General features: G+C 70.9%; 23 protein-coding genes and 2 pseudogenes. 11 read left to right on the top strand and 14 right to left on the bottom strand.

Annotated elements, in window-relative coordinates:
* Nucleotides 1-51: 51 nt before the first annotated feature.
* The gene (locus ABZ098_RS27970; protein ID WP_356595689.1) at nt 52-477 is read left to right on the top strand and encodes a VOC family protein; all 426 of its coding nucleotides are present in this window, start codon (nt 52-54) and stop codon (nt 475-477) included.
* A gap of 191 nt (nt 478-668) precedes the next feature.
* On the top strand, nt 669-2,183 hold the full coding sequence (locus ABZ098_RS27965) for an esterase (RefSeq protein WP_356595687.1): 1,515 nt from the start codon (nt 669-671) through the stop codon (nt 2,181-2,183).
* A gap of 31 nt (nt 2,184-2,214) precedes the next feature.
* On the opposite strand, the gene ABZ098_RS27960 is transcribed toward ABZ098_RS27965, so the two are convergent.
* Nucleotides 2,215-4,005, bottom strand: coding sequence for a protein kinase (locus ABZ098_RS27960; RefSeq protein WP_356595685.1), 1,791 nt, complete (start codon nt 4,003-4,005; stop codon nt 2,215-2,217).
* Between the two features lie 297 nt (nt 4,006-4,302).
* Between ABZ098_RS27960 and ABZ098_RS27955 the strand changes: the two genes are divergently transcribed.
* From ABZ098_RS27955 to ABZ098_RS27945, 3 genes and pseudogenes are all read left to right on the top strand, one after another.
* Nucleotides 4,303-5,313, top strand: a complete 1,011-nt coding sequence (locus ABZ098_RS27955; protein ID WP_356595683.1) for a zinc-binding dehydrogenase — start codon at nt 4,303-4,305, stop codon at nt 5,311-5,313.
* A 447-nt stretch (nt 5,314-5,760) separates the two neighbouring features.
* Entirely contained in the window at nt 5,761-6,462 is a 702-nt protein-coding gene (locus ABZ098_RS27950) for a GAF and ANTAR domain-containing protein (RefSeq protein WP_356596061.1), read from the top strand.
* Between the two features lie 202 nt (nt 6,463-6,664).
* Nucleotides 6,665-6,937, top strand: a pseudogene (locus ABZ098_RS27945) (ATP-binding protein); the annotation flags it as partial.
* Between the two features lie 205 nt (nt 6,938-7,142).
* On the opposite strand, the gene ABZ098_RS27940 reads toward ABZ098_RS27945, so the two are convergent.
* Nucleotides 7,143-7,913, bottom strand: a complete 771-nt coding sequence (locus ABZ098_RS27940; RefSeq protein ID WP_356595681.1) for a class I SAM-dependent methyltransferase — start codon at nt 7,911-7,913, stop codon at nt 7,143-7,145.
* Between the two features lie 311 nt (nt 7,914-8,224).
* Complete coding sequence (locus ABZ098_RS27935; RefSeq protein WP_356595679.1) at nt 8,225-9,640, bottom strand: erythromycin esterase family protein; 1,416 nt, start codon at nt 9,638-9,640, stop codon at nt 8,225-8,227.
* A 149-nt stretch (nt 9,641-9,789) separates the two neighbouring features.
* On the opposite strand from ABZ098_RS27935, the gene ABZ098_RS27930 reads away from it, so the two are divergent.
* Nucleotides 9,790-10,224, top strand: a complete 435-nt coding sequence (locus ABZ098_RS27930; protein ID WP_356595677.1) for a VOC family protein — start codon at nt 9,790-9,792, stop codon at nt 10,222-10,224.
* A gap of 565 nt (nt 10,225-10,789) precedes the next feature.
* Here ABZ098_RS27930 and ABZ098_RS27925 read toward each other — a convergent pair.
* The gene (locus ABZ098_RS27925) at nt 10,790-11,317 is read right to left on the bottom strand and encodes a GIY-YIG nuclease family protein (protein WP_356595675.1); all 528 of its coding nucleotides are present in this window, start codon (nt 11,315-11,317) and stop codon (nt 10,790-10,792) included.
* Between the two features lie 132 nt (nt 11,318-11,449).
* On the bottom strand, nt 11,450-11,869 hold the full coding sequence (locus tag ABZ098_RS27920; protein ID WP_356595673.1) for a GtrA family protein: 420 nt from the start codon (nt 11,867-11,869) through the stop codon (nt 11,450-11,452).
* A 346-nt stretch (nt 11,870-12,215) separates the two neighbouring features.
* Here ABZ098_RS27920 and ABZ098_RS27915 point away from each other — a divergent pair, with 346 nt between their 5' ends.
* Complete coding sequence (locus tag ABZ098_RS27915; protein WP_356595671.1) at nt 12,216-12,986, top strand: polysaccharide deacetylase family protein; 771 nt, start codon at nt 12,216-12,218, stop codon at nt 12,984-12,986.
* Nucleotides 12,987-13,029: 43 nt separating this feature from the next.
* On the opposite strand, the gene ABZ098_RS27910 is transcribed toward ABZ098_RS27915, so the two are convergent.
* From ABZ098_RS27910 to ABZ098_RS27895, 4 genes are all read right to left on the bottom strand, one after another.
* The gene (locus ABZ098_RS27910) at nt 13,030-13,608 is read right to left on the bottom strand and encodes a hypothetical protein (protein ID WP_356595670.1); all 579 of its coding nucleotides are present in this window, start codon (nt 13,606-13,608) and stop codon (nt 13,030-13,032) included.
* A 268-nt stretch (nt 13,609-13,876) separates the two neighbouring features.
* On the bottom strand, nt 13,877-14,098 hold the full coding sequence (locus ABZ098_RS27905; protein ID WP_356595668.1) for a helix-turn-helix transcriptional regulator: 222 nt from the start codon (nt 14,096-14,098) through the stop codon (nt 13,877-13,879).
* On the bottom strand, nt 14,098-14,589 hold the full coding sequence (locus ABZ098_RS27900; protein ID WP_356595666.1) for a DUF2975 domain-containing protein: 492 nt from the start codon (nt 14,587-14,589) through the stop codon (nt 14,098-14,100). Before ABZ098_RS27900 ends, ABZ098_RS27905 begins: the two co-directional genes overlap by 1 nt.
* Nucleotides 14,590-14,679: 90 nt before the next feature.
* Nucleotides 14,680-15,102: a MarR family winged helix-turn-helix transcriptional regulator gene (locus tag ABZ098_RS27895; RefSeq protein ID WP_356595664.1), complete on the bottom strand. Its 423-nt coding sequence runs from the start codon at nt 15,100-15,102 to the stop codon at nt 14,680-14,682.
* A 61-nt stretch (nt 15,103-15,163) separates the two neighbouring features.
* Here ABZ098_RS27895 and ABZ098_RS27890 point away from each other — a divergent pair, with 61 nt between their 5' ends.
* The gene (locus ABZ098_RS27890; protein ID WP_356595662.1) at nt 15,164-15,958 is read left to right on the top strand and encodes an alpha/beta hydrolase; all 795 of its coding nucleotides are present in this window, start codon (nt 15,164-15,166) and stop codon (nt 15,956-15,958) included.
* A gap of 33 nt (nt 15,959-15,991) precedes the next feature.
* Here the strand turns inward: ABZ098_RS27890 and ABZ098_RS27885 are convergent.
* Together ABZ098_RS27885 and ABZ098_RS27880 are read right to left on the bottom strand one after the other, a co-directional pair.
* Nucleotides 15,992-16,314 (bottom strand): annotated as a pseudogene (locus tag ABZ098_RS27885) (hypothetical protein); the annotation flags it as partial.
* A 64-nt stretch (nt 16,315-16,378) separates the two neighbouring features.
* On the bottom strand, nt 16,379-16,771 hold the full coding sequence (locus tag ABZ098_RS27880) for a VOC family protein (RefSeq protein ID WP_356595660.1): 393 nt from the start codon (nt 16,769-16,771) through the stop codon (nt 16,379-16,381).
* 175 nt (nt 16,772-16,946) lie between these two features.
* Between ABZ098_RS27880 and ABZ098_RS27875 the strand changes: the two genes are divergently transcribed.
* Nucleotides 16,947-17,096: a hypothetical protein gene (locus ABZ098_RS27875; RefSeq protein ID WP_356595658.1), complete on the top strand. Its 150-nt coding sequence runs from the start codon at nt 16,947-16,949 to the stop codon at nt 17,094-17,096.
* A 178-nt stretch (nt 17,097-17,274) separates the two neighbouring features.
* Nucleotides 17,275-18,132 carry an oxygenase MpaB family protein gene (locus ABZ098_RS27870; protein ID WP_356595656.1) on the top strand — a complete coding sequence of 286 codons (858 nt, stop codon included), beginning with the start codon at nt 17,275-17,277 and terminating at the stop codon, nt 18,130-18,132.
* A gap of 152 nt (nt 18,133-18,284) precedes the next feature.
* On the opposite strand, the gene ABZ098_RS27865 is transcribed toward ABZ098_RS27870, so the two are convergent.
* Both ABZ098_RS27865 and ABZ098_RS27860 read right to left on the bottom strand, forming a co-directional pair.
* On the bottom strand, nt 18,285-20,303 hold the full coding sequence (locus tag ABZ098_RS27865) for a non-reducing end alpha-L-arabinofuranosidase family hydrolase (protein ID WP_356595654.1): 2,019 nt from the start codon (nt 20,301-20,303) through the stop codon (nt 18,285-18,287).
* A gap of 55 nt (nt 20,304-20,358) precedes the next feature.
* On the bottom strand, nt 20,359-21,975 hold the full coding sequence (locus ABZ098_RS27860; RefSeq protein ID WP_356595651.1) for a glycoside hydrolase 43 family protein: 1,617 nt from the start codon (nt 21,973-21,975) through the stop codon (nt 20,359-20,361).
* Nucleotides 21,976-22,368: 393 nt separating this feature from the next.
* Here ABZ098_RS27860 and ABZ098_RS27855 point away from each other — a divergent pair, with 393 nt between their 5' ends.
* Entirely contained in the window at nt 22,369-24,015 is a 1,647-nt protein-coding gene (locus tag ABZ098_RS27855; RefSeq protein ID WP_356595649.1) for an RICIN domain-containing protein, read from the top strand.
* A gap of 92 nt (nt 24,016-24,107) precedes the next feature.
* Here the strand turns inward: ABZ098_RS27855 and ABZ098_RS27850 are convergent, their stop codons facing one another.
* Nucleotides 24,108-25,592, bottom strand: a complete 1,485-nt coding sequence (locus ABZ098_RS27850; protein ID WP_356595647.1) for a glycoside hydrolase family 43 protein — start codon at nt 25,590-25,592, stop codon at nt 24,108-24,110.
* Nucleotides 25,593-25,769 lie beyond the last annotated feature (177 nt).

Genomic DNA, 25,769 nt, shown 5'->3' with positions numbered 1-25,769 from the left:
GGCCGGAGCCGCCGCCCATGCCTTCGCCTGCGGAAGGCGCACAGTGGAGGCATGACCGCAGACGACAGGAACATTCTGGCCCGGGGGCGCGTGGCGACCCGGCTGCCCGCCCAGGACCTGGACCGGGCCCGGCGCTTCTACGCCGAGCGGCTGGGTCTCGAGCCCGTCGACGAACGCCCCGGCGGACTGCTCTACCGCTGCGGCGGCACCGACTTCGCCCTCTTCCGGTCGACCGGGGTCTCGCCCGGCACCTTCACCCAGATGGGATGGGAGGTCGACGACATCGAGACGGCCGTCTCCCGACTCCGTGAGCGTGGCGTGGTGTTCGAGGAGGTCGACGTCCCCGGCCTGCGCACCGAGAACGGCATCGCCGACGTAGAGGGCAACTACCCGAGCAAGAACGCCCGGGGAGAGCGCGCGGCCTGGTTCCGCGACAGCGAGGGCAACCTGCTGGGCATCGGCGAGCCGGTGCGCTGAACCGTGCCCGGGACGTGCCGGGTGTCGTGGGCCGGCAACGGTTGTCACTGGCGTGTCACAGCACACCCGGGCCCCACAACTTGTTCCGGGCCGGTCGTGTCGAACCCTGCGTTGCGACCACGTTGCGACCAAGACCAGCCGGTCGGACCAGTCGGCTGACACAGCGTCAACATCCCACGGGGGGACCAGACATGAACATCACCACGCGCACCACCCGGCGTACCGCAGGCTCGGCCGCCGTAGCGGCGGCCTCCTTCCTGCTGCTGGCGGGAGCGGGCATCCTGGCCGCACCGACCGCCTTCGCGGGCGTCCCCGGCGGCACCTCCGCCGTCGACCGCAACAACGACTTCAACGGCGACGGCTACGGCGACCTCCTCACCGGCGTCCCGGAGGGCACCGTCGACGGCAAGGAGGGCGCCGGATACGTCACCGTCCAGTACGGCGCACCCAACGGCATCGGCACGAACAACACCGTCCCCAAGGGCCGGGTCCAGGTCGTCAGCCAGTCGACCAAGGGCGTGCCCGGTACGTCCGAGACCGGGGACCACTTCGGACAGGCCGTCGCGACCGGTGACCTGGACGGTGACAGCTACGACGACGCGGTCATCGGCACGCCCGGCGAGGACGAGGGCTCCGTCGAGGACACGGGCCGGGTGACCGTCGTCCACGGATCCGCGAAGGGCCTCGACTTCGAGCGCACGGAGACCGTCGCCGCCGCCACGCCCGTCGAGGGTGCCCGGTTCGGCCACGCCGTCGCGGCCGCCCGGTTCACCGGAGACATCGCCGGCGACCAGCTCGTCGTCCTGGACCAGAAGGCGGGCCTGCACGTCTTCACGTACCACGCGGGCGTCCTGCGCCAGGTCGGCACCCCGCACTCCACCGGCCGCACCCTCCAGGCCGCCTACCTCACCACCGGCGACTACGACAGCGACGGCTTCGCCGACCTCGTCGTCTCCGGCTACAGCCCCGACGACGACTACACCCAGGGCTGGTCCGCGCTGTACGCGGGCGGCGCCGAGGGGCTGAGCTACCAGCGCGACCTGCACGGGGGCCTCGGCACCGCCTCCGGCGACATCAACGGCGACGGCCACGACGACCTCGTCGTCGGCCAGCTCAGCGGTGTCGACGAGACGGCCGGTGACGCGGACGCGCCCGGCGGCCTGGTCGGCGTCTACTACGGCAGCGCGGAAGGACCCGCCGGTACGGAGGGCCCCGGCACCGGCCCGCAGTGGTGGTCGCAGAACTCCCCGGGCGTGCCCGAAGCGGGGGAGCAGGGCGACGCCTGGGGCAACGACCTGTCCGTCGCCGACGTCGACGGTGACGGCTACGCCGAGGTGGCGGTCGGCGCGCCCGGCGAGGACGCGGACGGCGAACAGCGGGCTGGCGCGGTGTGGCTGCTGCGCGGCTCGCAGGAGGGCGTGACCGGCACCGGCTCCCAGTACTTCGACCAGAACACCCCGGGCATCCCCGGTGCCGCCGAGGCCGGTGACGGATGGGGCGCCCAGGTGCGCCTCGTGGACACCGACGGCGACGGCCGGGCCGAACTGGTGGCCGCGGCGCCCGACGAGAACGCCGGTGACGGCGCGGTGTGGCTGCTGCCCGCGAGCGGCGACGGTCTGCTCACCGACGGCTCCCGTTCCTACGGCGCCGCGGCTCTCGGCGGCAGCGCCCACGGTGCCCACTTCGGCGCGGTCGTCGACGAGTGAGCGTGGCGCTTCCGGCGCGGCTCCGGGGCCGTCACTCGGAGCTGCGCAGCGCGCTCCAGGTGTCGCGCCCCACGACGCCGTCGGCGTTCAGGCCCCGCTCGTCCTGGAAGGCGCGGACCGCGCTCTCCGTGCCGGACCCGAACTCACCGTCCACGCCGCCGCCTCCCACGCTGTAACCGCGCTGGGTGAGGATGCACTGCACCTGCTGCACGCGCTTGCCGCTGTCACCGAGGCGGGTGCGGCCGTTGCCGTCGTAGTAGGTGCATGCGGAGAGCCAGGGTGCGGTGCCGGTCCCGTCGGAGCCGGTGTCGTCGGACGGGTTGTCGGCGGACGCGGTGGGGGACTGCGTGGTGGACGGATCGGCGCCCGAAGGCGGGGCGTCGTCGTCCCGGTCGGCGGCGGAACCCGAGGCGTGGGGCTTGGCCGAGGCGGTGCCCGCCACCACGTCGTGGTCCTCGGCCACGGCGCCGTCGACGTCCGGCCGGCCCGCTCCGCCCGTACCCGGGGAGTTCGAACCCTCGGAGGTGTCACGGGGGTTGGTGCCGTCCGCGCTGGTGGCACCGGCTTTCGGCGAGGCGGCGGCGGGAGGGTCCTGTCGGACCAGCAGCAACGCCATCGCGGCCACGACGCAGAGGGTGACGGCCGCGACGGCGACCAGTAACGCCTTCCTGCGTCTGCGGGCGGGGACCTGCGACGGGTCCAGCGGCTGGGAAAGGGCGCTCGCGGCCTTCGCGGGCGACTGTGCCTCGGGAGGCCGTGCGTTGGGGGGCGCGGGCAGCGGAGCAGGCTGGGGCAGGCGCGCGGACACGGGCAGCGGCAGGTCGCCCGGAGCCCGTAGACAGCCCATGTCGGCGACCGGAAGATCGTGCAGCGCCTCGTACGCCTGCTGCCGGGCGAGCACCTTGCCGCCCAGCGGCTCCGGCCAGGCGGACGCCACGAGGTGGGCCCGGGCGGCGCCGACCAGCTCCTGCGGGGTGGGCCGCCGCGCGGGGTCCTTGTCCAGGCAGGCGGTCAGCAGGGCACCGAGGTCCCCGTCCGCCGTCGAGACCTCACCGAGGACCTCGGGATTGGGGTCCTCGTACGCCACGCGGTGCATCACGTCGACGCCCGTGCCGTCGCCGAACGGGGCACGTCCCGTGGACGCGTACACCAGTGTCCCGGCCAGCGAGAACACGTCCGACGCCGTGTCGGAGCGGCCCTCTCGCAGATGCTCGGGCGACATGTAGGCCGGAGTCCCCACCCGGTTGCCCGTGCCGGTGATCGCGCTCGCGTCGGCGGCCTTCGATATCCCGAAGTCGATCACGTGCGCGCCGCGGACCGACAGCAGCACGTTGGACGGCTTCAGGTCCCGGTGCACGATCTCCTCGACGGCGAGGCTCGCGAGTGCCTGTCCCAGCTCCACCACCAGCCGCCACACCGCGGCCGTCTCCAGGGCGCCGTACTCCTTCACTGCTTCCGCCAGATCGAAGCCCGGGAGGTACTCCGTGGCCATCCACAGCAGTTCGTCCTCGAAGCCCGTGCCGCACAGTCGCGGGGCGTGCGGTGTCCGGAGACGGGCGTGCACGGCTGCCTCACGCTCGAACCGGCGCCGGAACCTGGGATCTTCCGCGTACTCGGGCCGGATCACCTTCACGGCGACCAGGCCCGGGCTGTCGTCCGCGGGACGCGCCAGGTAAACCCGTCCCATGCCGCCGCTGCCGAGCAGCGCCACCGGCGCGTAGGGTCCGACGCGCCGCGGGTCGCCGAGGCGCAGGGGTAAGGCACCGGTCTGCCGCAGCGCGACAGCCGCGTCGTCCGCCGACGCCGGCCGCTGTACCGACAAGAATTCCCCCGAAGTTACGTTCGATGTACGCCAGTTCACCCCCAGTGGGACACGAGCGTAGCTCAGCTCGCGCACGTGTTCAGGGAATCGCTTACCTCCGTCCCCCTCCTGAGTCTGCGGGGCCGGATCGAGAGGCGGGGCCGCGGAGATCCGTGAGCTCTTCCACGGCGGTGTCGACGGGCTCCGCCCGCGATCTCAACAGGCCGAAATCCGGGCCGAGTCGGGAATGAACCCGTGCCGGCCGCATGTTGTCCACCGCCGACCGACTCTCGTGCCCCCGGGTCAGAAAGCAGGCTCATGACGTCCTCGCCCAGCATGATGCGCGCCGTCCGGCTCACCGCTCCCGGCCCCGTGGACAACCTGCGGCCGACCACGCTTCCGCTCCCGCCCGAGAGGGACGGCTGGGTGCGCATCCGCGTCGAGGCGTTCGGCCTCAACCGCTCGGAGCTGAAGCTCCGACTGGGATTGAGCGAGGGCGTCAGCTTTCCCCGGGTACCGGGCATCGAGGCCGCCGGCACCGTCGACGCGGCCCCGCCCGGCAGCGGGCTCGTACCCGGGCAGAAGGTCGTCGCGATGATGGGGGACATGGGGCGCACCTACGACGGCGGCTACGCCGAGTACACCTCGGTGCCGCTGACCCAGGTCATCCCCGTCGACACGGACCTGCCCTGGGAGGTCCTGGGCGCCCTGCCGGAGATGGTGCAGACCGCCTACGGCTCGCTCACCGTCGGCCTGGACCTCCGGCCCGGCCAGTCCGTGCTGATCCGCGGTGGCACCTCCTCGGTCGGCCTGGCGGCCGCCGCGCTGGCCACCTGGCGCGGCGCCACCGTGCTGTCCACCACCCGGCGGGCCGAGCGCCTCGCGCTGCTGGCGCGGCACGGCGTCGACCACCCGCTGCTCGACACCGGCGAGATCGCGCCCGCCGTGCGCGAGCTGTACCCGCACGGCGTCGACGCCGCCCTGGACCTCGTCGGCACGCCGACCCTGCCCGACACCCTGCGCGCGGTGCGCGTCCACGGCACGGCCTGCTTCGGCGGCAGCCTCTCCAACCAGTGGACGGTGCGGGACTTCTCCCCGAACGAGTACCTGCCGAGGGGTGTACGCCTCGCGGGCTACTTCGGCGACGCGGCCGACCTGCCCCGGGCGGCCTTCCAGGAGATCCTGGACGCGGTCGCCGCCGGCCGGCTGGCCTTCCCCGTGGACCGCGTCTACGACGGCCTGGACCAGGTGCCGCAGGCCCACGACGACATGGAACACGACCGCGCCACCGGCAAGCTCGTCGTCCGCGTCCGGCACCAGGATCGTTGAACCGTCGTCGTCCTCCGCGGACCGGGTGGCGGACAGCGGTTCGGCCGCCGCCGGCACCCACCGCGCGGGAGTAGCAGGGGCCCAGGTGGGGACTTGAAGGTCAGGCCGGGCGTGGCGGCGTACCCATGGGGGCCGCACCGGCCAGGCTTCTCCGGTTCAGCCAACGAGCCGGAGAGGCCGCGTTTGGATGCGGCCACCGTCTTCCGGGCGTGGGTGCGAGCGGCGGACCGGCCGACCGCCGCGGGGAAGGCCGGCAACCCGCCGGCCCCGGTGATCGTGTGCACCCGCGCCGCGCCTTGCGCAGTACGTCAGCCTCACGTGGGGCCGAACGGCGCCGCGGGCCCGGGGTGCGGAAGGACCGTACGCCGCGGCCTTGGACGTCGTCGCGCGGCGGCGGGGAGCAGGTGGGCGGTAGGGTGGCCGCACCGGTGGAGGTGGGTGGTGGCGGTGGAGTGGCGGGAGTTCGCCGAGGCGATGGCCCAGCTCGCGCGGAACTTGCTGGCGCAGGACTCGGTGCAGGGCACCCTGGACGAGATCGCCGTGTCCGCGGTCCGACTCGTCGAAGGATGCGACGCGGCCGGGATCCTGGCGGTCCGCAAGGGCCGGGCGGTCACGTTGTCGTCGTGCGGCGACGTCGTGGAAGCGTCCGACCGATTGCAGGGTGAGCTGGCCGAGGGCCCGTGCTTCGATCTCGCGGCCCGCGCCGACGGCGACAAGGGAGAACGCGTCTTCCGGATCGCGGACCTCACCGAGCCGCAACCGGCCTGGCCGCGGTTCGCCGCGGCGGCTCGCGACCTGGGCATCGGCAGCATGACCGGCGTACTGCTCTACACCCACGACAACGACTTCGGCGCCCTGAACCTGTACTCCCGCCGCCCCGGCGCCTTCGGCAAGGACATCGAGACCGCCGGCTGGATGCTGGCCTCGCACGCCGCCGTCGCCCTGGCCGACGCCCGCACCATCGACCAGCTCGAGGACGCCATGAAGACCCGGCACGCCATCGGCGAGGCCATGGGCATCCTGATGGAACGCCACAAGCTGAGCGAGGACGACGCCTTCAGCGTGCTGCGCCGCATCTCGCAGCAGCACAACATCAAGCTGCGCGACGTCGCCCAGCGGGTCCGCGTCGACCGCGCCGGCCAGGCCTGAGCACGCACCGTCCGGAGTGCGGGGGCGGGGGCGCACATCCGAGCCGCCCGTCGCCCGGAGGGTGCCGGAGCGGGTCAGCGACGAATGCCGGCTCACCCCTCGTGGTGTGCGGCGGCAACGAGACGACAGAGCTCCACATGATCATCCCGCTCAGGAAGCAGGCGGCGGATGAGGTGGGCAGGGACGACCATGCCAGGCTGCGCTGTACCGCCGCGGCCTGGGGCCGAGCACACCGCACGCCCTGGAGGCGCGGCGGGATGTCCGCGCCGTCCTCGCCCACGCCCCGCGCGGCGACCACCCTGCCCTCCCCCCCCCCGGGTCCCGCGTCCCGGACGCCGAACTCGTCGTCAGCGAGCTCGTCACGAACGTTCCGCGGCACGCTCCCGGCCCCTGCCGCCTGACGTTGCGGCTGACCGGCACGGAGCTGGCGATCAGCCTGTACGACACCTCGCCCGACGCGCCGGCGGTCCAGCCGCCCGAGCGCGGCCGCGTCGGCGGGCACGGCCTGCACCTGGTGCACTCGATCAGCCACAGGGGCGTCGTCACCCCCGTGGCAGAGGCGAGGAGATCACCGCTCACCTGCGGCTGGTCGCGAGTGACGACGCCGACCAGGGCGAGTTCGCCGACCGGTCCCGGGCCTGAGACCAGGGCATGTCACCGCGCCGACCTCCCGCCGGTGATCAACTCCGGTGGGCGACGACCAGCCAGGCGCGGGAGTCGAACCACACGCCGTCACCGCTGTCGTGCGCGTCGAGAGCCACGCGCAACCGGTCGAGGGCGCGTTCGGCGGACGCGGCGTCCAGCTCGCTGAGCCACTCCTTCGCCATGCGCAGCTCGAGTACGGCGGCGAGCGCGCCCTCGGTGTCCGGGCCGTAGCAGACCGGCTCGCGTACGTCGACGACGTCCACCGCTGTGAAGCCGGCCCGCGTCAGGACCTCGGCCACGATGTCCGGGTCCGCAAGCGTGAAGGGGTCGGCGGCCGCCGAGTCGGACGCCGATGGGGCGAGCCCGTGCGAGAGCGCCGCCCGGATCACGGTGTGCCACTCCTGTCGGTCGGCGGCCTGCCAGACCAGTTGCACGAAGCGCGCCCCTGGGCGCAGGGCCCGCCCGATGTTGCCGAAGGCGGCGACCGGGTCGGAGAAGAACATCGTGCCGAACCGACTGACGGCCAGGGTGAAGTGCTCCGGCGAGAACGCACGGGTCTGGGCGTCGCCCTGCACGAAGTCCACGTTGCGGAGCCCTTCCGCCTCGGCCTGTCGGCGGGCCCGCGCCAGCATCGGCCCCGAGACGTCGACGCCGAGCGCGGTACCCGGCGCCGCCGCCCGGGCCGCGTCCCGGGTGGTCCGGCCGGCGCCGCAGCCGATGTCGAGGACACGATCACCGGGGCGGACGTCGAGGGCTGCCATCAGCCGCTCGTGATGGCGAACGAGCTCGGAGTCGTAGTCGAACACGGGGGACCGCCTCCTCATGCCGCCGGGCCGTCGCGGAGCACACCCCGCACGATGCCATGCCGTCCACCCGGTGCCCACTCCGGCAGCCGGCGCGTCACACGGGCTCGCGCGTACGGTCCGGGACCGAGACCGCGTGCCGGCCCTGCGGCGATGTCGTACGAGGCGATCCGGTCCTGCGGCAGTTCGTGGGCCGCACCGCGGTCCACGACACCCTGTGGGAGCTACGGATCTCCCTTCGCCCGGCAGATCCACCTGCACTCACAGGCCGGACGCATCCAGTCACCACGTGCGCCGTCGAGATCGCGGCGGGATCAAGGGGTGCCCAGATACGTGGTCGCTTCGACGTCGTGCAGGTGGATGAGGATGTCGTGTGCCTGGCGGAGGGCGGTCGTGTACTCCACGGGGTCGGGCCAGCCGGCGCCGATGTTCCAGGTGACGCGCGTCTTGTCCAGCCAGGCACGCGCGGGTTCGGGGGCCGTGCGCAGGTCCAGGATGTAGTCGTCCTGGCGGGCCTTGTCGAGGGTGTGTTCGTTGGAGCCCGGCTTCGCGGCGCCCACCCGGTAGGTGCGCATCACGTTGTCCTCGGTGCCGAAAGCCTTGAAGGCGCCCTCGTAGAAGCTGAAGCCGACGCTGACGTAGTCCTTGCCCAACGCATCGCGCAGGAAGGCGCCTTGGGTCTTGGGATACCTCGCGTCGAACGAGTTGTAGGACACGTGGGTGTTGTGGGCCGACAGCAGGATCCGGTCGCCTGTGTGCTGGTGCCACCACGCCACGTTCTCGGCCATGACCTGGTCACGCAGTTTCATCATCTCCGCCGCCTGCTCCTCGTCGGCGAAGTCGAAGGACATGCCTCTTGCCATCTGATGGATGGCCCTGGCGTGCTGCACCATCCACACGTGGTCCCGCTGGTCGGCACCGGACGCGGGGCGCTGTTTCCGCAGGAGCTCGTACACCTGCCCGGTCCGCTCCGCCCGCTCCCGACGCTCGGCCAGCGGCAGCTTGAAGTACTCCTCGCTGTAGGTACCGGCGTCGGTGGCCGGCGCCAGCCCGCGGTACAGCCCGGTCACGCGCCCCAGCAGGCGCGGGTGCCTTCGCGCCACGTAGTCGGTCACTCGCTCGTACGACTCCGGCCCGGCGTAACCCATGTCGTCGCCCATGAACTGCACCGGGTCGTCCGGATGGTGCAGGTTGAAGTCGCGCATCCACTTGATCAGGTCGAGGTAGTCCTGGTTGTTCCAGATCCGGTACGACCCCTGGAACTCCTCCCGCGCGATGTCCTCCAGATCGCCCTTCCCGTCCAGCACGTACTCGTTGAGCCGCACCCCGCTGCTCCAGGGAAGCTCCAGGGAGAAGGACCGGAAACCCTCTTCCTCGACCAGATGGCGGAAGACCCGGTGCTTCATGCGGAAGAAGTCCCGCGAACCATGGGTGGCCTCGCCCAGGCCGACCACCTCGGCGCCCCGGACCATGCGGTCCAGCGCGCGCAGGTCCCGCGAACCGCCCTCGGGATCAGTGCTCTTCAGCGGGTGGGCACTGCGCTCGATGGCGGCGACCACACCTTTCTCGTACCGCACCGAGGCCGAGGCGGAGGCCAAGCCCGATGCCTTCGACGCCGAGACCGAGGCGGGCGACTCGTGCGTCGGGTCGCCGATGGCTGGAGTGGCGACCGCCACCGTACTGAGGGAGAGGAGGACCGAGGGGATGACTACTGCCTTGATTCGCTTCATGGTTGAAGACTTCCGCGCGCACAGGGTGCGTCACCAACCCACACGCTGCCCACCCGCGGGTACCGCAGGCACTACCGCGGTCCCGCACATCACGGGTCGGAGGATCCGTCAACTGCGGTGACGGCAAAGGCCCCTGCTAAGGTGCGCCGATGTCACCGATCAAGCAGGTCCAGATCACCTTCGACTGCGCGGAACCCGAGCGTGTCGCTCGCTTCTGGTGCGAGGTGCTGGGGTACGTCGTTCCGCAGCCACCGGAGGGGTTCGCCACCTGGGCCGACTTCGACCGGTCCCTGCCTTCTGAGGAGCAGGGCGCGTGGTTCGAGTGTGTCGATCCCTCAGGTGTCGGCCCGCGACTGTTCTTCCAACGTGTTCCCGAGGGCAAGGTCGTCAAGAACCGGGTGCATCTCGATGTGCGGGTCGCTACCGGACTCGTGGGGGAGGAGCGCCTGGCCGCGTTGGAGGCCGAGTGCGCACGGCTGGTCGCGCTCGGCGCCGTACGGGAGCGACTGCTGCCCGCCGATGAGGACAACGAGTCGTGCATCGTGATGCAGGACGTCGAGGGCAACGAGTTCTGCCTCGACTGAGCATCTTCCCGGGGAGGGCGGGACTGGCCGGGGTGCCGTGCGGGAGGCGCGCTGGGAGCGTTGAGCGGGGAACCGCCCCCGCGTAAGTGCAGCGACCGACCGGTCCGGTGCGGCGCGTGGCCGTCACGATCGCGGCGGTGCTGGGGCTGCCCCCCTCACGGCCGTGGCGGCGGTTCCGGCGTCGGCGGCCGACAACCCGTACCAGCGGGGGCCCGCCCCCCATCCTGGCCGGTGACGAGCGCCAAGGGCATGAAAGCCGGCGACTACCTGTTCATCCAGTTCGGCATCAACGACTCCTCGTCGTCCTGCCCGCGGCACGTCGGCCCGGCCCGGTACCAGCAGTCGGCGACCAGGAACCGCGGCTACGGCTCCGGTCCCGTGGGCGCCTTCTTCTGCAACGACCACACCCACTTCGAGATGTACGGGGCCCAGCGGATCGCAGGGCTCGTCGCCGGCGACGTACGACGCGGTAGTCGCCGATCGCGGGGTGCGGGCCGCGCCTACGGACGCGTCGACGGAGACCGGGAGCCGCGAGCGGACCTGTGGTGCGTTGGTGCGGTGGCGCTTACGGTTCGGCCCGTTTGGTCCGGCGTCCGGGCCGGTGTTGTGCGGGATCCGCCTGCTCGGCCTCCTGCGCGTCGCGGGCGAGCTTCGCGACTCTCGTTTGTGCTGCGGAGATACCGCGGAGGATGAGGCGGAGGTGGGTGGTGGACTGCGGTACGGCGGCCTGGAGTTCTTCGAGTCGCCGTCGCTGCACGGCGAGTTCGGCCCTCAGTCGCGCGGCCCGGTCGGGTGGTGGGGGAGGGGTCGCGCCGTTGAAGACGACGTTGTGCAGGGGCCGTTCGTCATGGACGGCCTCGCGTTCGGCCGCGTGGGCGTCGTCGGGGTAGTCGATCCGTATGCCGATGACGTGGGGGGCCCAGGGCTGTTGTTGCAGGTGGGTGCGGATGCGGGTGAGGGGGCACGAGGAGATGCCGACGTACAGCAGGCCTTCGGGCCCGTAGAGCCGGTACAGCGCGGTGCGGCCGGCGGTGTGCAGGCTGCCTTCCTCGTCGAACAGGCTGCGCAGGAACTGCGTGTCGACGTCGGTCATGACGCGGCCTCTTCCAGCTCGGGGCGCGCGGCGACCGCGCGCCGTTCGTCCATCCCCTCACGGTCCCACGGGGGTGTGACACTGCCCCGCGATGGCGACTCCGCAATCTCCGCGGCCCCCTCGGCACGCGGCTCAGGCTGCTGCCAGTAGGGACACGGCCCCCGCCGGCTGCGGCACCGGAGGGCGTGCCGCCGTCTGCTGGCTTCGACGGACGGCGAAGACGTAGAGGCGCAGGACGAGGAAGCGGCCCAGGCCCGCGAGGCCGGAGGCGCTGAGGTACACGAGCTGCTCGCTCAGCAGGCCGGGGGAGGGCTGGGCCAGGTGAAGGACGTATACGGCGGCGGTGGTCGCCAGGTAGGCGACGGCCGCCGAGCCGGCGGACTGCCAGTGCTCCCGCCACCCGGCGCGCCGCCCTGTGCCGAAGGTGAAGCGGGCGTGCAGTTCGGTGCACAGCAGGGTGGAGGCGACGGTGACGACCGCGTTCGAGACCGCCCAGGGCAGGGTCAGGACCGGCAGCCAAACCGCGAGGCAGGACAGTACCCCCGCTTGCATCAGGTGCTCCTGCGTTCGCCGCTGCTATTTCCTATGAACGAAAAGCTCAAGTGCAAATTTCATTGCAACGAAAGAGAAGTCGACGCAACAACCTGACACGTGATCGTTGCAACGAAGTGAAGGTGAAGGCTACGTCGCCACACTCAGCCGCTGCGCGACACCGCCCCGGTGCCCGCCAGGTCAACGGGACCTTCCGCGGCCCCTGTCGGCCGGGTTGTCCGTGAACTCCCCCGGAATTGTCCTTGATCCGTAACGGACGCATCCCGCAGCCGCTGTTCCTCGTCTTGCCGGGTGGTCACAGGGCGACCAGGCAAGCGACGAGGAACTGCACGAGAGCGGGGCGGACATGGCACGGCACGGTGGGCGGGGCTGGAACGGCAAGGTGCTCGGGGCGGCGCTCGGGGTGACGCTGCTCGCCGCCGGTGCCTCCGTGTGGACCGCGCAGGCCGACGCCGTAGGAGGCACGTCGCCCAAGGCGGCCACGTCCGCCACGCCGGGCAGCGCGGTGAAGCCGGTCGCGGTGACCATCGCGCATGCCTCGGACAAGGGGGCGCACGGCGTCAACATCACGATCGACGACGGCCCCGACCCCGTGTGGACACCCCAAGTGCTCGACGTGTTGCGGGAGTACGGCGTGAAGGCCACGTTCTGCATGGTGGGGACGCAGGCGCAGGCCCACCCGGATCTGGTGAAGCGGGTGGTCGCCGCCGGGCACCGGCTGTGCGACCACTCGGTGTCCCACGACACCACCATGGACAAGAAGTCCGAGGCCTACCAGGCCCAGCAGATTCTCGACGCCGAACGCATGATCACCCAGGCGTCCGGTGGCGTACGGCCGATGTACTACCGGGCCCCCGGCGGCGCCTTCACCCCCTACAGCCGCAAGCTCGCGGCTTCCCGAGGCATGCGTCCGCTGGGCTGGAACGTGGACTCCAAGGACTTCGAGCGACCGGGCACGGCCGCCATCGTCACCACCGTCGAACAAGAGCTGCCGGGCGGCCCGACCGTCCTGTTCCACGACGCGGGTGGCGACCGTTCCCAGACCGTCGAGGCCCTGCGCCGGATCCTGCCCCGGCTCAAGGAGCAGGGCCACTCCTTCGGTTTCCCGGTGCGCTGACCCCGGCGGCCGTGGGCGATCCAGCCGCACTCCGCAACCCGTTCTACCTGGGGTACTCCGGCTTCCAGGGCAGGACCCGGAAGTCACCGGTGCCGTTCTTCACCGTCTCGAACGGCGGCGCACTCACGCACGTGGGCAGGTTCTTCGTGTCCGCCGGGCCGCCCACCGTGGCCCAGCTGTAGCCCACACGGTCGTGTCGGCCCCTGTCGTGCACGGTGAAGCCGACCCGATTGCCCTTCGCTCCCGGCAGGTCGGTGTCGGTGATGACGCCGGTGGTGACCGCGACCTTCCCGCCGGTGAACAGGCAGTCGATCCTCCCCTCGGCCCAGGCGCCCTTGCCGTTGAGGTAGTGGCTGAAGCGGAACGTTCCGGTGGCCTTCGCCGGGTCCATGCGGTGCTCGGCGGCGAGGTGCGCGTCGAAGGTGAAGGTGATGTCGTCCCCGAGCGGCCGGTAGAGCTTGGCGGACCCGGTCAGGGCCGCGGCTTCCCGCGGTGTGCCGGGGGAGTCGGTCCCCGTCGGACGGCCGTAGGCCGCGGCGGAGGCGGTGCACGCGACAGTGATCAGGACGGCGGCGCCTGCGGCGACACGGACGCGGGTGGAGGCTGACGCATTGCGGCTCATCGCTGGTCCTTCCTCGTGGTGGACGCCCGTTCCCTGCGGGCGCCCACCCAGAGTCCCGCGGACTGACGGTGCCTCACATCGCCCGCCGAGTTGACGTGTTGCTCCCCTGTCCGGGGCACACGGGTGATCGCCGTGCACCCGCAGAGGTACGCCTGCCTGCACCCCTGGTCTCACACCCCGGCAGCGGAGACGGGTGCGCCGACAGGTGATCGCCTGCCCGAGGCGGGTCACCGCCGCACCGGGGAACCTGGCGGACCCGTGGAGCACGTCATCCGTCCGCGGCGTCCTCGGCCTCCCAGCGCAGCAGGTCGCCCGGCTGGCACTCGAGCACCTCGCAGAGTGCGGCGAGCGTCGCGAAACGAACCGCCTTGGCGCGGCCGTTCTTGAGGACGGCCAGGTTGGCGGGAGTGATCCCGACGCGGTCCGCGAGCTCGCCCACGGCCATCTTCCGCTTGGCCAGCATCACGTCGATGTCGACGGCGATCGGCATCAGATCACCTCGGCCAGCTCGGCCTGCATCTGGGCCGCTTCGGCGTCGCGCGCGACCGCCTGGGCGAGCAGCAGCCGCAGCACGAAGACGATGAGCGCGACTCCCAGGATGGCCACGCCGACCCCGCCCATGATGACGGTGACGCCCGGGTCGTCCCGCTGGCCCGGCGCGTTGACGGCGGTGACCGCGAACCACACGAGGGCGGCCGCCACGATCGCGCCGATCACGCCGTCCACGTACCGGAAGGCGGCATGGGAGAACACGGTCCCGCGTCGCACCATCGTGACCAGTCGCCCTACGCAGACCACGGCGACCTGGACCGACACCATGCCGAGGATCGTGATCACGCGCAGTGCGGTCAGTGGCAGGGACCCGTCCTCCGGGTCCTTCCCACTGACCAGCATCCATGCCATCAACGCCTGTATGAAGACGGTGCCGACGAACACCACCACGAGCACGGCACGCAGTGCGTTGACTGCCAGCTTTCCCATGACTCACCCTCCATCGAGTTGCGATGCAAATCTATCGACTATCGATAGCTTGGGCAAGTGTCGGTGTTTCGCCGGCTCGCCACGCGGCCGTCAATCGGTGGCCCGTGACGCGGTGAGACGCTGAAGCAGGGCGAGGAGGGTGGCGCGCTCCGTCTCGGGCAGGGGGGAGAAGCAGTCGGCGAGTACCTCGTCGGCCACTTTGTGACCGGCCGCCAGGACCTGCTCGCCGGCGGGCGTGAGGTGGTGTTCGATGCGCCGGCCGTGTCCCGGTCGGCGTTCCACGAGGTCCTGGGCCGTGAGGCGGCCGGCGAGTGTTCCGAAGGACTGCTCGGTCTGAAAGGTCGCTGCGGCCAACTCGCGCGCGGACGCCCCGGGGGTACGGCTGATCGCGCGCAGCGCGTCCCACTGGGCCAGCGTCGTGCCGACGGCCTGGAGGGCGCTGTCGAGGGCCCTGTGCTGTCGGTACTGAACCTGCTTGACCGCCCTGCCGAGTTCTTGCAGCTCACCGTGCATGAGGCGAGTCTATGTCATAACCAAGCTAGCTTATATAAGGATGCTTAGTTAGGGTGGTGGCATGTCCACCGACGCATCAGCCGTATACGCCGACCTGCCCCTCACCCTGTCCGAGGCCGGGACGGGAAGACCCGTCCTCGTCCTGCACGGTGGCGGAGGGCCCGCCACCGTCGCCGGCCTGGCCCACCACCTCTCCCGCACCGCCCACACGATCACGCCCGTGCACCCCGGCTGGGACGGCACCCATCGCCCCGCATGGCTCACCGGCATCGACGACCTCGCTCTCGCCTACCTGCATACTCTGCGGGAACGCCGACTGAGCGACGTCCTGGTCGTCGGCTCTTCCCTCGGGGGCTGGACAGCCGCCGAGATGGCACTGCGCGACACCGGGGGAGTCATCACCGGTCTCGTCCTGATCGACGCCGTGGGCGTCCGGGTCGATACGGAACCGATCACCGACTTCTTCGCCCTCGACGCCCGTGGAGTCGCGGAGCACTCCTGGCACGACCCCGACCGCTACCACCTCGACCCCGCCGACATCCCGGTTGAAGAACTCGCGCGCAGACAGGCCAACATGGCCACCATGCGCGTCCTCGCCGGCGACCCGTACATGCATGACCCCGCGCTGCTGTCCCGGCTCGGCCAGATCCAGGTGCCCGCACTCCTGCTCTGGGGCGAGAGCGACCGGGTCGTGACGCCCGCCTACGGCGCCGTGTACGCCGACGCGTTCGGCGACGGCCGACTCGAGGTCATTCCCAAGGCCGGCCACCTTCCGCAGATCGAACAGCCGGACGCCACCTTCGCCCTGATCGACGAGTACCTGCGCCGGACGAGCAGCCCCTCGCGTCAGCGCTGAGCAGTCCCGGTGCCTGCCGGAGGCGGCGGAGAATCACCGCTCACCGAGGGACTCCTGCCGGGCGAGGACTCCTCGAACGCCGCCTTCTGCTTCGGATCCATGAAGCCCTGACGGACGTTGCGGGCCTGCTCCTCGAGCCAGTGCGCCTCGCCGGGGTCCAGGAGCTCGGCGACCACCACGCCTCCGCGAGCCACCGCCGTGCGCCCACCCGCACGACGACGAAAGAGCGTGCACGCTCAGAATCCCGCCGGATGGGCCGGCTCCGGCCCTTCCGTCTCCGCCTGGGCCCCGCCATTCACCTCACTCGGCCGGTAGGCGGCGGGGGCCCAGTGCTCCCAGAGCGCCAGCGTAACCGCCTCGGCCAGGCCGAGTGTCGTGCTGGGCATGACAGTTGGAGAGGCCGGCTTGGTATCGGAGGTGTCAGGCCGTCGTACCCGTGCGCACGAACAGGCAGAACGGGTGTCCCGCCGGGTCGCGCAAGACCCGTACATCGTTCTGGGGCTGGAAGTCCGCCATGGTCGCTCCCAGCGCGAGGGCGTGATCAACAGCTGAGGACAGGTCGTTCACCTCGATGTCCAGATGCATCATCATCTGCTGCTCGGACCCGCGGGCGGGCCACCGCGGAGGTCGGAAGAGCGGCTCGGTCTGGAAGGACAGCCCGGCCGTGCCGTCGGGCGATGCGATCTCGACCCAGTCCGGTTCCTCCTTCCGGGTGCGCCATCCGAGCAGGCCGCGGTAGAACTGCGCGAGCTCACGGGCGTCCGGTGCGTCGAGGGTGGTCGCGGCCAGCGCGAAACGGGGTCGGGGTTCCATGAGGTGCTGCTGCCCTTTACCGCCCCTCTCAGCCCAGGTACGCGCCCGCCGGCTCGACGAGTCCCCGAGCAGGGGTGGGACGGTCGGCCCGGGGTAGCCGGGTCTGTACGAAGGCCTTGTCGTAGAGACACAGAGACGCAGAGACGCTGTCGTCGACCTTCCAGGGAGGACTGTCATGCCTGGCATGTTGGACAAGATCAAGCAGTTCAGCAGGAGCCCGCAGGGGCGGCGTGCCGCAGAGCAGGTGCGCCGTGCCTCGGCCGATCCGCGACGCCGAGAGCAGGCGCGCCAACTGCTCGGCAAGCTCCGGGGCCGGAGCCGCTGAGACGGGCAGAGGTGGCGCCTCCCCACGTTTTCGAGCGGTCCGCGCGAGCGCTGTGCGGGCCGCTCGGAGGCGACCGCACGAGACATTCGCGTGCCCGGCCGCATCCGTACGGACCGCCGCTGCCGAAGACAGATGAGCAGCGTGCACACCAGGGGCCGGGGAAGGAGGTGCGGCGCTGATGTCCGACCTCCGTGATCGGCTGGGCAAGGCCGTGTTCCGGCGAGTGGCCGGCCCGGACGGGCCTGCCAACCGGGCCCGCATACACGGCACCCCCGGCCCCCGGTGGTTCGGTCCGGAACGTCCCATCCGCACCGTCCACGGTGACGCGTCGATGTTCATCGGCGGGCTGAGCGCCCTCCTTCTTCAGTCCCTGCATCCGCTCGCCATGGCCGCCGTGTCCGGGCACTCCGGGTTTCGCGGTGATCCCTGGGGACGGTTGCAGCGCACCAGCACCTTCCTGGCCGTCACGACCTACGGGACCGCTTCCGACGCAGAGGAGGCCGTGGCACGGGTGCGCGGTATTCACGAGCGGGTGCGCGGCACGACGGCCGACGGACTTCGGTACCACGCCGGGGACCCTCATCTGCTGGGCTGGGTGCACGCCGCCGAGACCGACAGCTTCCTGCGCGCGCACGAACGCTACGGGGCCCGGACGCTCTCCGCGGCGGAGTACGACGACTACGTCGCCGACACCGCGCGGGTCGCCGAGGCTCTGGGCGTGATCGACCCGCCCCGCGACCGCGAGGCCCTGGCCGGATGTCTGGCCATGTACCTGCCGGAACTGCGGGCCACCCCGGACGCCCGGGCCGCCGCCCGGTTCCTGCTGCTGCACCCGCCTGTTCCGCTCGCCGTGCGGCCGTTCTACGGCGTCCTCGCGGCGAACGCGGTGGCCCTGCTTCCGCCGTGGGCGCGCAGCGTGCTGCGACTGCCCCGGATCCCGGTCGTGGAGGGTCTCGCGATACAGCCCTCGGGCCTCCTGCTGACGCACACCATCCGCTGGGCCATGACCCCGGGGTCGCGTTCGCGGACGGAGTGAAGTCCAGAGGCGGCCGTCGGGTGCAAGGATCACCGGCACTCCGTGGCCGGCGGCCGTCGCCCCCTCAAAGTCCCTCCGGTCCGGCACTTCCCGTCTCCTGCCGCGCCGACCTGCACGGCGTGGGCCCCGCACCCGATGCGGGGCCCACACGGTCAGCAGGTCGAGTTGGTCTGGGTGAGCAGGCCCAGCCGCCACGGCAGGCTGTTGTAGTCACCGCCAGCGTTGGGGTCCTTCCCCTGGTACAGGTACTGGAGCCTGCACGCGGGGATCGTGAGTGTCTGGTCGTAGCCCGCGCGGATCATCTCGCCGTGACTGATGTCCCGGGTCCAGGTACCGGCGGGGAACGTCACGTTGCCCGACTTGGCGAACGGGTTGCTCTCGGACGCGGCCAGGGGTGACCACGAGCCGGCGAGGCTGCTCGACGTCCAGGAACGGAAGTAGCGGCGGCCGTCCGAGGCGATCGCCTCCACCAGCAGCAGGTACTGGTTGCTGCCTTGGACCTTGTACACGTTGCTCGCTTCGAACATCGCGTACTTGGAGTCCCGGGCCGCGATGACCGTGTTGGTGAAGCCGTTCGGGAACTGGCCGACGGTCGTCTGGGAGCGGTAGAGATGGCCGTTGTCGTCCGAGGAGAACAGATAGCAGTTGGCGCTGTCGCAGATCACCCACATGTCGACCCAGTAACCGTTGCCGATGTTCTGGCGGATGATGTCCGGCATCGACGAGTAGAAGTTCTTCGGGGCGCTCCACCCGTTGGGGTTGCTGATGTCCGGGTTGGTCGAGTAGGACGCGTTGCCGGTCTGGTAGACGAGGTACCACAGGCGTTGCGGGGCGTTGTAGAAGACCTGCGGCGCGGCCCGGTACCCGGTGCCGATGGCGGTGCGGTCCAGGTAGTGGTGGGTGGCCGAACCCGCCTGGGACCAGTCGGAGAAGCTCAGGTAGACCAGGTTGTACCCGGCGGCGTTCGCGGTGCTCGCGAACACGTGGTACTTGCCGTTGTAGTAGACGACCGACGGGTCCTTGATCCCCGCGATGTTGTGCGTCGCGTCCGACTTCGGCCCGATGAGGGCGCCGCTGGAACTCCAGCGGAAGGAGGAGGGGAGCGCCGCGGCGGACCGGGTGGAAAGGGTTCCTGCCCGCTGTGCCGCGGCACTGCCGCCCAACGCGGTGAGCGTCGACTGGTAGGCCGGCTTCTTGTTGCCGTTGCGGTCGAACAGCAGGGGGTTCTCACCGCTGCGCCAGGAGTCGCTGTCGCGGATGCCCCAGACGGTGATGCCGGTGCAGCGCGCCACGTTCATGCAGGCCCGCACCGTGTTCGCGTACGCGCTCGTCGGCGCCTGCGCGATGTCCAGTTCGGTGATCTGGACGTCCACGCCGAGGGCGGCGAAGTTCGACAGCGTCGTCTGGAAGCCGGCCGGCGGTCCGCCCGCCCCGAAGTGGGACTGGAGGCCGACGCAGTCGATGGGCACACCGCGCGCCTTGAAGTCGCGCACCATGCGGTAGACGCCCTGGGTCTTGGCGTCGCTCCAGTTCTCGATGTTGTAGTCGTTGTAGCAGAGCTTGGCCGCCGGGTCGGCGGCGCGCGCGGTGCGGAAGGCCTGCTCGATGAAGCCGGTGCCCAGCACGTCGCGGAAGACCGAGCTGCGCATCTGGCCGCTGCCGCCGTCGGCGAAGGCCTCGTTGACCACGTCCCAGGAGTGGATCCTGCCCTTGTAGTGGTTCATCACCTGGGTGATGTGGTTGTTCATCACGCCGCGCAGGGTGTTGGCGTCCCTGATGGAGCTGACCCAGGACGGCAATTGCTGGTGCCAGACCAGGGTGTGTCCGCGCAGGCGCTGGCCTCGCGACTGCGCCCGGTTGGCGATCTGGTCCCCGGGGCCGAAGTTGAACGAGCCGCGGGAGCGCTCGATGGTGTCCCACTTCATCTCGTTCTCGGGCGTGACCGAGTTGAACTCGCGGTCCAGGATGCCGGTGTACGTGCCGTCGCCGAGCCGTCCGGCAGCCACGGCGGTGCCGAAGTACCGGCCGGACTGGGCCGCTTGGGCGCCCAGGGTGGAGGCGCGGACGTCGTCGGGTGCGGCGGTCGCGGCGCCGGGGGTGACCAGGGCGGCCACGGCCAGCAGGGACAGCACCGAGGCTCGGCGACGGCCGAGCCGTTTCAGAGGGTTCATGCTTCTCCTCGTGCGGGTGAGTGGGGGGTTGCGCTGTGCCGTCGACGGGACGGGGTCAGGGCGTCGACAGTTCGAACCGCGGGACGCGGACCGCGCCGCCGAGCGCCTGGGTGGCGTGGTTGAAGAGGGCGAACCGGTACCCCATGAAGAAGCGCCAGTCGTTGCCCATGGAGAACGCGGGTCCGAGACGGGTGAAGTTGATTCCGTCGGTGCTGTAGGAGAAGGTCCCTGGGCGTGCCGCACCGGGCCGGATGTCCGCGCTCGCGCGCAGCCACACCCTGCTTCCCGAGAGGGCCGCGCTCGCGGCCTCGACGCCGGTGCCGGTGGTGTTCCAACTGCCGTCCATGGTGAGCCCGTTGACCATCACCACCCGTGCCGTCCCGCGGTCGCGCTTGACGCCGATCCACGCGGAGGAGTCACGCAGCAGCGCGAGTCCGGCCCGGTCGCCGTCCCGCATCGACGCGTGGTCGAGCTGGACCGTGGCGGTGGAGGTGGGGCCCTGGATGCGGTGCGTGAGCGTGTTGCGGGCCCAGTACAGGTCGTTGGTGACGGTCGCGGTCCGCAGGGTCAGGCCGTCACCGACGGACCACTTGGTGTTGTCCGGGTTGTGGTTCCACTCCCACCTGGGCTTGAGAGCCGTGCCGTCGAAGGTGTCCACGCCGGTCATGGGGGTGACCTGCCGGGGCGGAGTGGGCACGACCGGGCCGGGATAGGACGTGCCCCAGGCGCCGTTGACCAGTTGTACGACGGGCCAGCCGTCCGAGGTCCAGGTCACGGGCGCGAGGACCGGTACCCGGCCGCCGGGGTACGCGTCCACGAAGGCCATGTAGTACCAGGCGCCGCCCTGGGTCTGCACCAGCCCGCCCTGGTGCGGGACACCACCGCCGGGGATCGGCCCGCGCAGGTCGAGGAGCACCTGGCGCATGGTGTACGGGCCGAAGGGGCCGCCCGACGACTTCAGGACGTACTGGCCGTTGGCCGGCCGGGTCAGGAAGATGTAGTACTGCCCGTTGATCCTGTAGAAGCGGGAGCCCTCGAGGGTGCCGACACTCGACGGTGTGGTGAACACCTGCTGGGCGCGGACCTGGGTGCGGCCGTCGGGTGAGAGCTGGGCCACGCTGATGGTGGTGTTGCCGTACGCCACGTAGAGGGTGTCGTCGGTGTCGACGAGCAACCCGGCGTCGTAGTAGGGGGTGTTGATCGTCGTCAGCCTGTTCCACGGCCCCTCGGCGGCGGGGGCGGTGTAGACGTACGTCCTGGCGAAGTCGATCTGGCCGAGCCAGTAGAACGTCCTGTTGCTCGGACGGTAGGCCAGTGACGACGCCCAGATCCCTCGTACGTAGCCGCGGGCACCGTTCAGGTCGTACTTGGCGCCGAAGTCGAGGACGGGCACCGAGTGACCGGCGATCTCCCAGTTCACGAGGTCGTAGGAGCGCAGGACCGGCGCGCCCGGTGAGTAGTGCATCGTCGAGGCGGAGGCGTAGTAGGTGCCGCCGACGCGGATGACGTCGATGTCCGCGAAGTCCTGCCAGATCACCGGGTTCGTGTACGGCGCGGCGGCCGCGCCGGACGGCCCCCGTGGGGAAGCGGCGGTGGGGGAGGGGCTCGCCAGTGACAGGCAGGCGCCGGTGACCAGGCCGCCGGCGGCGGTCAGCGCCCGTCGACGGTCCATGTACTGACGAGGACATGACATATCCATGTGTCGTTCTCTCTGCGAGGGAGCGCTGTGGGGGCGGGCTGATCCTGCTCGTTCGAGAGTGCGAACGCCGATTGACGTGTCGAGCATCCAGGATCATAGGAGGCTCACACATCCCGTCAATGCCCTTCGCAAAATTCGTTGTTGGCATCGAAATGTTTCGGTGATGCGGAAGGTCTCCGGACGCCCGGTTGGGTAATTCACCACCTATCAGGTGTTGACATGCCCAGTTCCATCTCTAACATCCGTACAGCCATCGATCCGAAAGCCGATCGAAATTTCGAACTGTCGGCGAGGATCCTCCACCCGACACGGGCCGACGCGCGCCACCGTCATCCCCTGTCTGCCACCCTCTAAAAGGAGTTCACGGTGCCCCGACCCTCAGGCAGACGACTGCTCCGAAGCTTCGCGGCCACCGCTTTGGCGGTCACCGCGTCCTTGACGGTCTCTGCCCACTCCACCGCTTCGGCCGCCCCGGGCAGCCCCGCACTCACCCCGCCCCTGGGCTGGAACAGCTGGAACAGCTTCGGCTGCGGGATCACCGAGGCGCAGGTCCGCCAGGCCGCCGACGCGATGGTGTCCTCCGGGATGCGGGACGCCGGTTACCGGTACGTCGTGGTCGACGACTGCTGGTTCGACCCGCAACGTGACGCGGCGGGCAACCTGCGGGCCAACCCCACCAAATTCCCGAGCGGGATGAAGGCACTCGGCGACTACATCCACGGCAAGGGCCTGAAGTTCGGCATCTACCAGGTGCCGGGCGAACGCACCTGCGCGCAGACCACCGGCGCCTATCCGGGATCGACGGGCAGCAGGGGACACGAGAGGCAGGACGCCGCCACCTTCGCGTCGTGGGGCGTCGACTACCTCAAGTACGACTGGTGCTCCTCCAGCGGCACCCGCGACGAGCAGGTCGCGCGGTTCACGCTGATGCGTGACGCCCTGCGTGCCACCGGGCGGCCCATCGTCTACAGCATCAACCCCAACAGCTTCCACGCGATCACCGGCGCCACGTACAACTGGGGCGAGGTCGCCGACCTGTGGCGGACGACCGAGGACCTGCTCGACATCTGGCAGAACGGCAACACCAACAGCTATCCGATGGGCGTCGGCAACGTCCTGGACGTCACCGCGCCGCTGGCGGCACAGTCGGGCCCGGGGCACTGGAACGACCCCGACATGCTGGTCGTGGGCCGCCCCGGTCTCTCGTTGACGGAGTCCCGCTCGCACTTCGCCCTGTGGGCGCTGCTGTCCGCGCCGCTCATGGCCGGCAACGACATCCGCACCATGTCCGCCGACGTGAGCGCGATCCTGCGCAACCCCCGTCTGCTGGCGGTGAACCAGGACCCGCTGGGTGCGGGTGGGCGCAGGGTGCGAGACGACGGCGGCACCGAGGTGTTCGCCAAGCCCCTGTCCGACGGCTCGGTCGCGGTCGGCCTGTTCAACCGGGGAAGCGGCACCGCGACCATCACCACCACGGCGGCCCAAGTCGGCCTGTCGGGCGGGCCGTTCACGCTGACGGACCTGTGGACCGGCGGTACGAGCAGTACGGCGGGGCAGATCTCGGCCAGTGTCCCCGCGCACGGCGTGGCCGTGTTCCGGGTGACCGGCGGCAGCCCGCTGGCCGCCACCACCTCCCGTCTGCGGGGCAACGCCTCCGGGCGCTGCGTGGACGTCGACAACGCCTCCACCGCGGCCGGGGCCACGGCGCTGCTCTGGGACTGCCACACGGCGGCCAACCAGCTGTGGACCACGTGGGCCGGCGGTGAGATCCGCGTCTTCGGCGACAAGTGCCTGGACGCCTACAACCAGGGCACCGCCAACGGCACCCGGGTCATCACCTGGCCCTGCAACGGCCAGGACAACCAGAAATGGACCACCGGCTCCGACGGGACGATACGCAACGTCCGCGCCGGGCTGTGCCTGGACGTCGACCGGTCCGGCACCGCCAATGGAACCCCTCTGGTCCTGTGGAGCTGCAACGGCCAGACCGGCCAGAAGTGGACCCGCGCCTGAGGGCCGCGGGAAGCGCGGTGCCCCGGTCACCGGGAAGGGCGACCGGGGCACCGGCCGTTCAGGAAGGCGGCCGCCAGGGCGGCACCCGGGCTTCAGCCGTCGAGGGGCTCGTAGTCGAACCAGTCGAAGTGAACGGTGCCGACCGAGGCGTACATGCCGATGACCCGGCCGGTGAAGCCGCCGGCGACCTCGGTCGACAGATAACGGCCGTCGAGGCTCGCGAGCTCGGTGAACGTGCCGTCGGACTGCTCGACCCCGAGCGAGACCACGTCGGGTCCGGTGCACGGCCCGTGCGGTGCGGGCGGGTCCGTGACGGCGACGGCGAGGACCACCGGACCGGCGGGCACCGATCGCTCGGCCACGACCGTACGCAGCGAGCCGACGCGTGCGATCACCCGCGCCTGTGTACCGGACACCTCGATCGCGTAGTGGTGCCGCTCGTCGAGCCGGACGGCGAGGCCGCCGCTGCCCTCCGCGGCGTCGACCAGCGTCCGCGCCCGGCACGACAGGTGCTGCTGGCGTCGGCCGGTGAACACCACGTCGGGCTCGTCCAGCGAATCGCCCCGCGCGCGGAGCGTCAGCCAGCCGGGCCGCTCCTCGGTGGTGCAGTGCTCGGCGGGCCGGTCGCGCAGGGAGATCCAGGACGGCCGCAGGTCGGCCGATTCGAAGTCGTCGCGATGCTCTTCGACCGAGCCGGGGGAGAGCGGCCAGGGGAGTTCGGGCAGGGCCGGGCCGACCTCGCCGACGACCGGCCAGCCGTCCACCCAGGTCACGGGCGCAAGGAAGGTCTCACGACCGAGGACGTGCCAGCCGGGGGTGCCGCCGCGCGGTCGTACGCCGAGCAGGACCATCCACCACGAGCCGTCGGGGCCCTGGACCAGGTCCGCGTGCCCTGTGTTCTGGATGGGGTGGTCGGTGCCGCGGTGGGTGAGGACCGGGTTGGCCGGGCACGGCTCGAACGCGCCGTCGGGCGTACGGCTGCGGGCGATCGACACACCGTGGCCGCGCTCGGTGCCGCCCTCGGCGATGAGCAGGTACCAGTACTCGCCGATCCGGTACAGGTGCGGCGCCTCCGGGGCCTTGGCGCCGGGCCCGCCCGACCAGAGCCGGTGCGGAGTGCCGTACGTCTGCCCGGTGGACGGGTCGATGCGGACCTGCGAGACCCCGGCGACCGTGCACCAGCAGGTGCCGTCCTCGTCCCAGGCCAGGTCGGGATCGATGCCGGGCACACCCGGCGCCCAGACCGGATCCGACCACGGCCCCGCCGGGTCGGTCGCCGTGACGATGAGGTTCCCGCCGCCCTCGCTGCAGTTGGTGACGATCAGCCAGAAGCGCCCGTCGTGGTGGCGCAGGGTGGGTGCGTAGATCCCGCCGGAGGACGGCATGTCGGCCGGCAGCCGCAGCTGGCCCGGCCGGTCCAGGACGTTGCCGATCTGCGTCCAGTGCACCAGGTCGCGGCTGTGGAAGAGGGGTACGCCCGGGAAGTACTCGAAGCTGGAGCAGGCGAGGTAGTAGTCCTCGCCGACCCGGCAGATGCTGGGGTCCGGGTGGAAGCCGGGGATCACGGGGTTGGGCACCCGATAGGTCCTCTCGTGGAGTCGTGGCGAGGCTGGAGGGCATGAATCGAAGCGCTTCACCTGGCAGGCGAAGGTAACGGAAGAGATTCGTGCGAAACAAGAGTCTGGCGTGAGGTGGAGGCGGAGTTGATGGGGCGCTTAGCTGACTGAAAGAGACCTCCACCCTTGTCGATGCGC

The sequence above is a fragment of the Streptomyces sp. NPDC006335 genome, from assembly GCF_040612795.1.
Lineage (GTDB): Bacteria > Actinomycetota > Actinomycetes > Streptomycetales > Streptomycetaceae > Streptomyces.
This window is presented reverse-complemented; position numbering and strand designations above follow the sequence as displayed.